Below are 11,970 nucleotides of genomic sequence, written 5' to 3' on the forward strand. Positions count from 1 at the left end.
TCCACAAAGAATCTTGCCTCAAAAATCTTGACAGGTTCCGGTGGCAGCCGACAGCTCCCAGCCTCGGGCAGCGATGTCTGCCGATGCTCGCCAGGTTTTTGATCGGCTTCCGCCTGATGGCAGCACCATCGGTGGCCTGCGGCTACGCAGCCTGGTCAGGCTCAACAAGTGGAGAATCGAGTGCCGATGACGGGTGACGGCGAGTGCGGGGTGAGTCGACGCCGCGAGCCGGCGTTCGATTCCCCGTGCCGGCGGGCAGTCCGCTGCCCGCCGGCCGGCGTTCGCGGGGCGGGCGCCGGGTGTCTCAACCGGCGGTGAGCCAGTGGGACACGGCGTCGCCCGTCACGGCTCGCACGGTCAGGATTACCGCGGCAACCGCGAGAAGCGGAACGACGACCCAGTGTTCGATCCTGCCGTCCGTCCGGGGAACCAGGACTGTCTCCATCCGCCAGGTGACCGGCCAGAGAAGAGGGCAGCCGCGCGGGGTCAGGCAGTCCCCGGCCAGGTGGGCGAGACAGCCCAGGGTGACCGCGTAGCCGGCGAAGCTCATGTCGATGCCGTGCATGAGAAAGACAGCGACCCCGGCGGTCACGCAGTCCATGACGGACGACCAGTGCTCGTGCTTCTCGAAGTCCAGGCCGAGCCCACGTAGCCCGAAGCCCACGAGGACGAACAGCGCGGCCCACCACCCGTACTCGAAACGGGCGGCCAGCAGGCCCATGACCACACCCATGCCGAGCGCGAAGAGGATCGAGTGGGTGGCGTGCCGGTGGCCACCGGCGGCCCTGCTGATCCACCTGCACATAACCCGGGTGACCGGCCCGAAGGTGTTGGCGATCCGACCGTTGGGATGGTCGATGTCGGGCAGAAGCGCCGCGCCCGCGGACACCACCGCGCCGGCGATCACCTGGGACGAGGACAAGGACACCGCGTGCGAGCCCAACCACTGCTCCCGGGACAGCAGGGGTGCGGCGGCCAGCCAGACCACCGCCCCGCTCAGGGCGTGGGTCCGCCCCATCATGGCAGCTCAACCTGAATGATCAGCACCGTCAGACTGTATCCAGCCGATCCAGCCGCCGCGCGCCGAGCGACGTTCGGCTGTCCCGTGGCAAGCAGGCCCCGCGTGTGGTCATCGATCCAGCTCGTCAGACCGGTCGTCCGCGAGTTTGATGTTCCGGTCAGCTCCCAGGCGCGGGTGCTGACGCGAAGAGCAGCGCTACGCGGTCTCCAACAGGCTCGAAGCCGAGCCGCTGATACACGCCGTTGCTGGTCGGATTAGCCAGATCGGTGAACAGCAGGACCTCGTGCGCTCCCGCGTCCAGCGCAGCCTGGCTCACCGCTGCCGTCACAGCCCCGGCATAGCCTCTTCGCCGGAAACGCGAAGGAGTATAAACGGGCGCGATGCGGACCATCCCGCTCACCGGACGGGTAATCCCCGCCACCGAGACCGGCGCCCCGTCAACCTCCCACAGGGTGAAGCCACCATAGCTGAGTCGCTCGTCGGCCTGCCTCGCTGTGTGTTCCGCATTGCCGGCGACCCCACGGGTTTCTTCCTGGAACGCCGTGACCCAGGCCAACAACAGGTCTCTGTCGGTCGCCGCGGCCACGCGAGGACGACCCGCGGGCCCGGGCCGGGGCAGAACGAGACTTCCGAGCCGCTACAAGCGCTCCCGATGATGAAGATACGGCGTGGCGGCGGTCCGTTGTTGCCAGGCCGAGGCACACACTTCGCTCGGTACGCCGGGCGGCTAAGCCGATAAGCCAAGCGGCTGAGCCAAGCGGTTAAGCCGGGCGGTTAAGCGTCGGACAGGCGCCGCAGCACGTTGCGGTCCGTATGGGCGACCGGGTCGGACACCCGCTCGTGATCGATGGTGGTCGTGGAGGTGTAGGCGAAGCTCCCGTTATCGGTGACGGTGATGCTCACCTCGTAGCGGATGCTGTTCGCCGCGCAAGCCAGGTAGGGGTTGGACAGGATACCGTATGTGAGGGAGCCGGCCTGCGCCCGCAGGGTGAAGTCGGTCGCGTCCGGCGCCACGGCACCACCAGCGATCAGGACCGTACCGCGGGGCACCATGAAGCACCGCATGACGTGGCCGAGATCGGCGTCCCACAGCCAGTAGCCGATCTCAGTGTGGAACGCCTTCTCCTCGCCGGCCCGCCACGCGGCCATGTGGTAGTCGAGGCCGTAGAGACACTGCGGGCCGTTGTCCACGGGACCGAAGGGCTTGAAGGTGACCCGCTCGCGGTACGGGGTCTCGATAATCGTGCCCTCGGCGTTGCCGAAGGCAACGTCCACCCCCTGGTTGCCCTCCCACTCACCGGCCAGGGCCGCCAACGGACCGAACTCCGGGCCGGCTTTTCCCGTCTCCCCAGACTTTCCCGTCTTTTCCGTCAAGGCGAACCCTCCTTGGGCGAGGAACCATCTATAGCCGGCACAATCCCGGAACAAGCCCGGAACATCTCGACATTACTGTCAAATTCCTGCAAGCCGCTGTTGCGCGACTCTCAAGACGCGCAAGACGGCACATTCACCGTGCTCACGGACCCGCCATCAAGATCGAATATTTCACTGGTCTCATGGGGCACGGCGTCACTTTGGTGGGCACGGCGCCACTTTGGTGGGCACGGCGCCACTTTGGTGGGCACGGCGCCGCTTCAGTTTTGCGTGGTGGTGTTGCGGGGGTGGGCGGCTTCGTGTTCGTAGGTCTGCCAGCGCCCGAGGATGTCGCGTTGGGCGAGTGCCGCGAGCTCGTCGGCTTCGTCGGGGTTGACGGTGTTGAGGAGGGTGAACCGGGACTCGGTGGCGGCGAACTCGCTGAAGGGGATGGACGGTGCCCGCGAGTCGAGGGAGAACGGCCTTTCCGCGCGGGGGTCGACCCGGTAGAGCGGCCAGTATCCCGATTTCACCGCGGCTTTCTGGTGGGCCATGCCGTCGGTCATGGTGATGCCGTGGGCGATGCAGTGGCTGTAGGCGACAATGAGGGACGGGCCGTGCCAGCTGGCCGCCTCGTTGAAGGCTTTCACCGTGTGCTGGTCGTTGGCGCCGAGGGCGACCTGCGCGACGTACACGTCGCCGTAGGCGGCGGCGAGCAGCCCGAGGTCTTTCTTGCGGGTCCGTTTGCCGCCGCCGGCGAACTTCGCGACCGCGGCGCGCGGCGTCGACTTCGACGCCTGCCCACCGGTGTTGGAGTACACCTCGGTATCGAGGACGAGCACGTTGACGTCGCGCCCCGACGCGAGCACGTGGTCGAGGCCGCCGAAGCCGATGTCGTACGCCCACCCGTCCCCACCGATGATCCACACGCTTTTGTCGACGAGGTCGTCGAGGACAGCGTCGAGGGTGGTGTCGTGGTCGACGGTGGCCAGCCGTCGGCGTAGTTCGGCCACCCGCTGGCGTTGGTCGAGGATGCCGGCCTCCGTCGACTGGTCGGCGGTGAGCAGCGCCTCGACGAGCGTGCCGCCGACCGTCGCGGTCTGTGCGCGCAGCAGCCGGCGGGCCTCGCGGGCCCGGGTGTCGAGCGCGAGGCGTAGCCCGAGCCCGAACTCGGCGTTGTCCTCGAACAGCGAGTTCGCCCAGGCCGGGCCGCGGCCGTCGGTGCCCGCCGACCAGGGTGTGGTCGGCAGGTTGCCGCCGTAGATGGACGAGCATCCCGTGGCGTTCGCGACGATGATGCGGTCACCGAACAGCTGCGTGAGCAGTTTGAGGTAGGGCGACTCCCCGCAGCCGGCGCAGGCGCCGGAGAACTCGAACAGCGGCTCCCGTAGCTGCGAGCCGCGGACCGTGTCCGGTGGGGCGAGCGCCGGTGGGACCGCCGGCAGCGTTTCGCGGAACGCCCATCCGGCGCGTTCCTCCTCGAAGCGGGGTGCGGCGTCGACCATGTCCAGGGCGCGATGGCCCTCGATCTCCCGGCTCTTCGCCGGGCACGCCTCGACGCAGATGCCGCAGCCGGTGCAGTCGTCCGGTGCCACCTGCACCGCGAGCCGGAACGCCGCGAGGGTGCGGTCCTTCGGCTTTTTGTGCCGGAACGACGCTGGCGCGCCGGCGAGCTGCGCCGACTCGAACAACGTCATCCGGATGGCGGCGTGCGGGCAGGAGATCGCGCACTTGCCGCAGTCGATGCACAGGTCCGCATCCCACACCGGAAGCTCGCGGGTCAGGCCGCGTTTCTCGTACCGGGCCGTCCCGACGGGGAAGGTGCCGTCAGCCGGTAGTGCGCTGACGGGAAGCAGGTTCCCCTCCCCCGCCATGATCCGCGCCGTCACCTGCCGGACGAACGCGGGCGCCTCGCCGAGCAGCTGCCGGCGCGCCTGCCCCGTGACCACACGAGCCTGCAGGTCGACCTCGTGCAAGGCGTCGAGCGCGGCATCGATGGCGGCGAAGTTACGCTGCAGCACGGCGTCACCGCGTTTGCCGCGGGCGGCGCGGACCCCGTCCTTGACCGCCGCGATCGCCTCGTCGCGGTCCAGCAGACCGGACAGCGCCAGGAAACAGGTCTGCAGCACCGGGCTTACGATCCCGGGCATGCCGGCCTGCTTCGCCACCCGGTCGGCGTCGACGACGAACAGGCGCGCGCCCCGGTCAAGCAGATGCCGCTGCGCGTCGGCCGGCAGATAGTCCCACACCTTCTCCGGCGCATGCGGGCTGTTGAGCAGCACGGTGGCACCCGGCGCGGCCACGGCGAGCACGTCCACCCGTTCCAGCAGCGAGGACTGATGACAGCCCACGTACTGGGCGTTCTGGATAAGCCACGGGGAGTCGACCGGTCGTGGCGACAGCCGCAGATGCGAGACCGTCATCGACCCCGACTTCTTGGAGTCGAACACAAAGTACGCCTGCGCGTGCAGCGGCGTGCGAGCGGCGACGATACCGGCCGTCGCCCGCGTGGCACCCACGGTGCCGTCGCTACCGAGCCCGTAGAACACCGCCCGCAGCACGTCATCCGGCTCCGGGACACGGTCGTCGTCCACCTCGAGCGACAGGTCCGTGACGTCGTCGCGGATACCCACCGTCACCTCCCGGCGCGGCGCCGCGCCGGCCAGCTCGTCGAACACCGCCGCCGCCATCGCCGGGGTGAACTCCTTCGACGCCAACCCGTAACGGACACCGATCACCCGCGGCATCCGCTCGGGCCGTTCCGCGAACGCGGCGACGACGTCCAGCCGCAACGGCTCACCCGACGCGCCCGGCTCCTTCGTCCGGTCCAGGACCGCGACCGACCGCACCGTCGAGGGCAGGCACGCGAGCAACGCCCGGCCGTCGAAGGGACGGAACAAGCGGACCTGGACGAACCCGACCCGCTCGCCTCGCTCGACCAGCCGGGTGACCGCCTCCCGCACCGCCGACCGACCCGACCCCATGACGACCACGACCCGCTCGGCCTCGGGATGACCCTGATACTCAAACAGGCGGTAGGCCCGGCCCGTCGCCGCGGCCAGCCGGTCCATCACCCCCTGCACAATCCCGGGAACCGCGGCGTAGAACGTGTTCGACGCCTCCCGGGCCTGGAAGAACGTGTCGGGATCCTGGGTGGTGCCCCGGATCACCGGACGGTCGGGGGACAACGCCCGGCGGCGATGGGCATCGATATGCTCGGCCGCCAGCAGACCACCCAGCGTGCCGTCGTCGAGCAACGCCACCTCGTTCAGCTCGTGCGACGTGCGGAAACCGTCGAAGAAGTGCAGGAACGGCACCCGCGACTCGAGCGTTGCCGCCTGCGCCACCGCGGCCAGGTCATGCGCCTCCTGCGGCGACGCCGAACACAGCATGGCGAAACCGGTTGACCTCGCCGCCATCACGTCGCTGTGATCACCAAAGATCGACAGTGCGTGCGTGGCCACGGTCCGGGCCGCGACGTGGAGAACCATCGGCGTGAGCTCACCGGCGATCTTGAACATGTTGGGCAGCATCAGCAGGAGACCCTGCGAGGCGGTGAACGTCGTCGACAGCGCACCCGCCTGCAACGCCCCATGCACCGCGCCGGCGGCACCACCCTCACTCTGCAGCTGGACGACCTCGGGCACCGCGCCCCACAGGTTCGGGCGGCCCTTCGCCGCCCACGCATCGGCCAGCTCCCCCATAGCCGACGCCGGGGTGATCGGATAGATCGCGATCACCTCGCTCGTCCGGTAGGCCACCAACGCGGCGGCCTCGTTCCCATCGATCGTCTTCTGACCCATGCATCCCAGACTCAGGCGTCCGGAGACGGATCGAGGGGGGACTTCCTTCCCGTCCCCGAAGGCGGAAGTCACCAGTATCCGACTCCCGGCCACGTGACCGATCCAGAAACAGCCGTAGTCTGCTGGTGAACCGGACGCGGAAGCTTGAGGGTCCGGCCGAGGAGGCACGACGTCCCTCCGCCGCCGGGCGGAGCGCGCGACCGGGAGCGAGGATGCGGTGAAGGTCGTGGCGATCGCCAGCTACAAGGGCGGGGTAGGCAAGACCACGCTCACCGCAAACATCGGCGCCGCGATCGCCCGGTTGGGGAGACGGGTACTGATGATCGACCTGGACCCGCAGGCGAACCTGACCTTCTCCTTTTACCGGCCCGAGACCTGGCGGACGGACCTCGCCGACCACCGGAGAACCGTCAAGGCGTGGTTCGAGTCGTGGCGGCCGGAGACCACCCCACCGCCCCTCGCGGGGTACGTGACCACACCGTCGGTCGTCAACGCCGTCGTCGCCGCGGGCGGCGGCACGCTGGACCTGCTCGCGTCGCACCTCTCGCTCGGCGACATCGAGATGGACCTCACCGCCAGGCTGGGCGGGGCGCGGGCCCACCGGTCCACCAGGTACTACTTCGACGTCTACCAGCGGCTGGCCACCGGGCTGGCGTCCTTCTCCACATACGACTACGACCTTGTGCTCATCGACTGCCCGCCGAACTTCGGAGTCATCACCCGGGCCGCGATCGCCGCCTGCGACCACCTGCTCATCCCGGCCCGGCCGGACAACCTGTCGACGCTGGGCATCGAACATCTGATGAGCAGACTGGGCCGGTTCGTCTGGGAGCACAACAGGGTCGCGGAGTTGCAGTCCGGGATGCATCCGGCCGTGAAACGACTCGAACCGCGGGTGCTCGGTGTTGTTCTCATGATGGTCCAGTACTACGGCGGTCAGCCGACCAGCTTCCTGCGGCCCTACATCCACCAGGCATCGAGTCTCGGACTTCCAGTGTTCGAGTCGATGCTCCGCGTAAGTAACCGGAGCTTCGCCGGAGCAGCTGGAACCCAACTGCCGGCGGTGCTGTCCGCAGATCTCCCGCCCGAGGTGGCCCGGGAGCTGATCAGCCTGGTCGAGGAGTTCCTCCGGCGGGTCGGGGCGGCCAGCCGCGGGGCGGGTCCGTTACGTAAGCCCGTCGCGTAGGCCCGTCGCGTAGGCGAGGTCCAGAGGCCCCGGCGCCCAGCCAGTCATGATCGACATTCTCCGAGACACATCTCGAGTAGTGATCCTGCCGCTTCTCGTTCTCGTCGAAGCGGGGCAGAACTCGCAAGTCGGGACTTGATCGTCTGGTGGTCGGGGGTAGCGACAACCACCCCCTTGGAGCGTGTAACATCGCAGTCGTTCGCGGGTGAGACATCCGCGACCACCTGTCCGGGTGGCGGAATGGCAGACGCGCTAGCTTGAGGTGCTAGTGCCCTTTAACGGGCGTGGGGGTTCAAGTCCCCCCTCGGACACGATCCATTACCCCACAGTAGGATGTGTCGATCTTCATGTCGGCCCTCACTGTGCTGGTGGTGGGCTGGTAGGTCAGTCGCAGGCGCAGCTGGCGGTACAGGTCCACCTTCTCGGCGGGCTCCGCTTCGCTGAGAGCGCTCGTGATGTCGCCGAGCGACTCCACCATAGTAGCGATCTCTTTGCGGGTCAGCCGCCGCTCGTCGATCTCCCTGGCCTCGCGCAGCTCCCGCTCGGCGGTGGTCTTCTCGGCTTGGACCTGTGCGATCCACCCGGCGATGAGCGCCGGGTCGGCTCCAGCGTCGAGGGCGGACCGGTAGCGGGCCAGCTTGGTGTTACTTTCCTCGATCGCCCGGCGGGCTCTCTGCACGGCGAGGTCGTCGGTGGATGAGCTGGCCTGGGCGGCCACCATGGCATCGAGGGTGGCGGACAGCTGCGGCGGCGCGAGCGCCTCGGCGATCCACCGGTCGAGTGCCGGTAGGACGGCATCTTCGCGGACGTAGACGTTCGTCGGGTGAACGATCGTGTTCGCCAGGGCGTACTCCTGCGGGTAGCGGCAGCGGTAGTACGTGACCCCGCGGGCTGTGTGTCCCTGCATCTTCCGCTCACAGACAGCGCAGTAGAACGCCCCCCGCAGCGCGTATGGCTGCCGCGTACGCGGCGCCTTCTGATCGCCGGGCCCTCTGCCCCGACCGGCGAGGAGTTGCTGCACCTGGGTGAACAGCTCGGTCTCCACGATCACCGGGTGGGCCGGCTCCTCGGACCAGACCCACTTGTCCGAGGGGTTCCAGCGCAGTTTGGTGGTGTGCCCGAGGCTGACGTCCTCGACATCGAGGAGGACCTCGTCCTTGCGCTGGCGGTTCCAGACCTGCCGGCCGGTGTAGCGGGGGTTGGTCAGGATCGCGCGAACCGCTCCCTTCGACCAGGCCTTCCCCGTGCGATGGGAGTTGCGGGCGGGGTCATGCGCGGACGGGCTGGGGATGCCGTCGGCGGTGAGTCCCTCGGCGATCGCGTACAGCCCGCGGCCTGCGGCGTACTCGGAGAAGATCCTGGCCACGATGGGGCTGGTGACCGGGTCGAGTTCCAGGACGTGTAGCCGGCGGCCGTCGGCGGCCTTGGCCGGGTTGGGGTGGGGGCCGGCGTCGGCGAGCCGGTAGCCGTAGGGCGGCCGGCCGCCGAGGTAGCGGCCTTCGGTCTTGGCCTGGGCCGCCATCGCGGCCCGCACCCGGATCTTGATGCGGTTCCGTTCTCCCTTCGAGATGCCCCCGAACACTGACATGATCAGGTCGTGGGCTTCCGAGGTCGGGTCGATCGGCCCGCCGACCTCGGGCACCCACAGCGCGACGCGATAGTGGGTGAACAGCGGGAAGATCAGGCTGAACTGGTTGCCGTAGAACGCCCGGTGCGGCTCGCCGATGACAACCGCGTCGAAACCCCGATCGGGGTTCCGGAGGGCGTCGAGTAGCAGGCTGGCCTGTGGACGGCGCTTCCAGGGCAGGGACCGGGAGTGCCCGACGTCAAAGTACTCGGCGACGATCTCCCCGTGCTTCTCCGTCAGGGCTCGTGCGCGGGCGATCTGCCAGTTACGGGAGGCCTCTGGATCCTGCTGGTCTTCGGTGGAGACCCTGCCGTAAAACGCGAGTCTGATCATGGGTGCGGTCCTTTGTGGTGAGGCGACGCGGATGAGTCTGAGGTGGGCGGATCTTTCCGCGGCATGTTCGCTGCGGTCCCGGGTGTTCGGCCGGAACGGGCGGATTGTGCTGCCAGCAGGATACGCAGCAGGGCCCGTGCCGCCGAGGGGGTGAGGGTCGGCGGCCCGTCCGGGAGGAGTATGAGAAAGACCTCGTCGCCTTGGGTGTCTTGATAGTAACGTCCAGCTCCGTGGGGATGCTTATCCGCCTGCCGTCCATTCAGCGCGGGTCCAGGACCGTCGGGGGACGTTTTATGGTCGACCGAGCTCTCCGCATCATCCGGGGAGCAGCTTGCGTCTTGTCCTGGCCTGGTCATCGGCGCGGCTTTGGCGCGGCGAAGGGGAGGGTGGGCCCAGGGTGGAGAAAGGGTGGTGTTCTGCGCGGGGTCCGACGTGCGGCACCCCAACGGGGCAGGTAGATCGGCATCTGGGAGCAGCCTGTGACGATGGGCAGGTGGGTCATGGGGAAAGGCTGGGTTCTGATGTCCCGGCCACCTTCCCGAAACTCTTCCCTGCTACGAATACCTGCCTGGGAACCCGCCAGGGACACACGGAGCCTTTTCAAAGTTGGTTGTTCTAATGGCCCTCGGTGGCGAGGACGAGGACGGCCTGGGCGAAGGTGCCGACGCGGCGTGGGCAGCCACGGAAACGGTCGAATATGTGCCAGTTCTTGAGGACCGCGAATGTGTCCATTCAGAGGTGACGGTCCCAGCACCTCTGTGTTGATGTTGATTTAGGCGGCGACCGCGAGGCCGTCCGGTTCGGCGAGAGCGGCCCGGGGGGTGGGTAGCCAGGGCCGGCTGGCGAGCAGCATCCTGATCGCGTCGATCGGGCGGATGCCATGGTCGCGGGTGGAGACCAGGTAGGAGCGCACGCGCAGGTACCCGGCGAGGGTCGTCGGGGTGTGCCAGTAGCCCGAGACGGCCTGGTGCCGTTTGGGAAGCCTGATCGACTGCTCGGCGGCGTTGTTCGTCCAAGGGATCTTGAAGTCGGTGAGGAAGAGCCAGACCTGGTCGGCCTTCGCGGCGAGCCGGCGGGCCAGGACCAGGCCGGGATGGTTCTTGCCGTCCTTCCAGGGCCGGGACATGTTCGCCAGCCGGCCGACCTCGACGTCCCGGTCGAACCGGGCCCGCAGCCCGTCGATCACGTCCTGGTCGAGGCGGGTGCACCCGGCAGCTCGGGCGGCGACGACCAGGCCGTTCGCCTCGCGGAACAGCTCGATGAGCCGGCCGGCCCACTTCTGGATGTTCGGCGCGAGCATCAGCACCGCCCGCAGACCTCGGATGAGGTGCTGGCAACAGAGCTGCACGCCGGCGACCTGGGTGTCGTACTGGTGCCAGCCGGCGTAGTCGTCGCGGGTGAGGTAGCCGGTGTAGCCGTCGAGGACCCCGGTGGCGTCGATCGCCTCCGACGAGCGGGAGGGGATCGCCGCGTACCAGACCAGCCCGGGCCACGGGGTCCGCAGCGCCAGCAGGTGCGGGGCGCCCTCGGTCGGCCTGCCGGTGGCCTCGTCGAGGTCCCTGCGCAGGACGTTGACCGGGGACTCGTCACCGCACAGCACCGGCTCGGCGCGCAGCGCCGCCTTCATCTTCTCGTCGTAGCCACGGGCCGCGAGCGCCTCGGCGGCGCGTTGCAGGGTCCGCGCGACGAAGCCGGTCGAGACCGCCGTGCCGTACATCCCGTTGAGGACCAGCGCGGTCCGCTCGAGCGGGACGTTGCCCTCGTTGCCCAGCAGCACCACCGCGCCGCCGATCAGCGGCCCGTAGCACACCGAGCCCGCCGTCGCCCACGGCACGTCCGGCACCCTCGCCGCCGTGATCTTCCCGCAGCAGCCACACCGCCTGCGCGGCAGCGCCCACTCGGTCGTCTCGACCCGCGGCTCGGGCACGTCGCGTACCTGCGTCCACATGTCCGCCAGCACCTGCCCACCGGCCAGGCCCGCCTCGCACGACGAGCACTCGGTCGGCTCGTCCGCCCGTAACCGGCGGTCCGGGGCCGGGTCCCGGGGCAGCCCGGCACCCGGGTGACCCGGCTGCCCGCCCGGCTTCCTGTCCTTCGAACGGACCCGCTCCGAGGCCGACCGGACCTGCCGGCCCCCGGCCTCCCCGTCCCCGCCTGCCTGATCGTCGTCGGCCGCCCGGGCCTTCTTCTCCTCGGCCCGCCGGGCCCTGCGGGCGGCCCTCGCCCCGATCGGCTCCTTCGAGGGCGGGGTGGAGGAGTTCGTGCTGTCCATCGACACCCGCCGACGCAGGTCAGCGACCTCAAGCTCAAGCTCCTCGACCCGTGCGCATGCCCGGTCCCGCTCCGCCCGCACCGCGCCGAGCTCCACCTCACGCCGCGCGGCCGCGCCCTCCACGACTCGCCGCAGCCGTTCGTTGGCCGCGGCCAACCGGTCGTTCGCAGCCCGGGCCGCTGCCTGCCCGGCCGCGAACTGTTCGATCCGCGCCTCGGCAGCCGCGAGACGCGACTCCCACGACACAGACGGGTCAGCCACGACCCCTGATCCTCCACGCCCAACCACGAGGATCAAGCAACGACCGCGACGTGTCCCCTCAACACAAACCCCAAGATCAGCGGGCTACCGCCGCCCACGGGACTGTAAAACCAA

8 protein-coding genes and 1 tRNA gene are annotated in these 11,970 nt (G+C 69.0%); 3 read left to right on the forward strand and 6 right to left on the reverse strand.

The features are described from left to right. A partial coding sequence (locus AC08OV_RS20195) for a hypothetical protein (RefSeq protein WP_476614671.1) occupies positions 1-197 on the forward strand: 197 nt, incomplete at its 5' end. Positions 198-304: 107 nt separating this feature from the next. Here the strand turns inward: AC08OV_RS20195 and AC08OV_RS20200 are convergent. From AC08OV_RS20200 to nifJ, 4 genes are all read right to left on the reverse strand, one after another. Continuing rightward, positions 305-1,018 carry a metal-dependent hydrolase gene (locus tag AC08OV_RS20200; RefSeq protein WP_476614677.1) on the reverse strand — a complete coding sequence of 238 codons (714 nt, stop codon included), beginning with the start codon at positions 1,016-1,018 and terminating at the stop codon, positions 305-307. A 160-nt stretch (positions 1,019-1,178) separates the two neighbouring features. Next, positions 1,179-1,607 (reverse strand): GNAT family N-acetyltransferase, encoded by a 429-nt coding sequence (locus tag AC08OV_RS20205; protein ID WP_476614672.1) that lies wholly within the window; start codon positions 1,605-1,607, stop codon positions 1,179-1,181. A 188-nt stretch (positions 1,608-1,795) separates the two neighbouring features. Beyond that, the gene (locus tag AC08OV_RS20210) at positions 1,796-2,395 is read right to left on the reverse strand and encodes a heme-binding beta-barrel domain-containing protein (protein ID WP_476614673.1); all 600 of its coding nucleotides are present in this window, start codon (positions 2,393-2,395) and stop codon (positions 1,796-1,798) included. A 260-nt stretch (positions 2,396-2,655) separates the two neighbouring features. Next, positions 2,656-6,177, reverse strand: a complete 3,522-nt coding sequence (gene nifJ / locus AC08OV_RS20215) for a pyruvate:ferredoxin (flavodoxin) oxidoreductase (protein ID WP_476614674.1) — start codon at positions 6,175-6,177, stop codon at positions 2,656-2,658. Between the two features lie 217 nt (positions 6,178-6,394). Between nifJ and AC08OV_RS20220 the strand changes: the two genes are divergently transcribed. Together AC08OV_RS20220 and AC08OV_RS20225 are read left to right on the forward strand one after the other, a co-directional pair. Then, a complete protein-coding gene (locus AC08OV_RS20220; RefSeq protein ID WP_476614675.1) occupies positions 6,395-7,363 on the forward strand; it encodes a ParA family protein in 969 nt (322 codons plus the stop codon). Positions 7,364-7,589: 226 nt separating this feature from the next. Continuing rightward, positions 7,590-7,674 (forward strand) — tRNA-Leu (locus AC08OV_RS20225). Here AC08OV_RS20225 and AC08OV_RS20230 read toward each other — a convergent pair. Next, positions 7,656-9,323, reverse strand: a complete 1,668-nt coding sequence (locus tag AC08OV_RS20230) for a recombinase family protein (RefSeq protein ID WP_476614676.1) — start codon at positions 9,321-9,323, stop codon at positions 7,656-7,658. The genes AC08OV_RS20225 and AC08OV_RS20230 overlap by 19 nt on opposite strands. A 772-nt stretch (positions 9,324-10,095) precedes the next feature. Next, positions 10,096-11,883 (reverse strand): IS66 family transposase, encoded by a 1,788-nt coding sequence (tnpC, locus tag AC08OV_RS20235; RefSeq protein ID WP_476620113.1) that lies wholly within the window; start codon positions 11,881-11,883, stop codon positions 10,096-10,098. Between the last annotated feature and the right edge of the window lie 87 nt (positions 11,884-11,970).

This window comes from Frankia sp. CeTa3Moorea, assembly GCF_978021225.1.

What these genes read in the sequence shown, in the direction of transcription:
- AC08OV_RS20200 (WP_476614677.1), bottom strand. Translation starts at nt 1,018, where the DNA reads ATGGGGCGGACCCACGCCCTGAGCGGGGCGGTGGTCTGGCTGGCCGCC.
- nifJ (WP_476614674.1), bottom strand. Translation starts at nt 6,177, where the DNA reads ATGGGTCAGAAGACGATCGATGGGAACGAGGCCGCCGCGTTGGTGGCC.
- AC08OV_RS20230 (WP_476614676.1), bottom strand. Translation starts at nt 9,323, where the DNA reads ATGATCAGACTCGCGTTTTACGGCAGGGTCTCCACCGAAGACCAGCAG.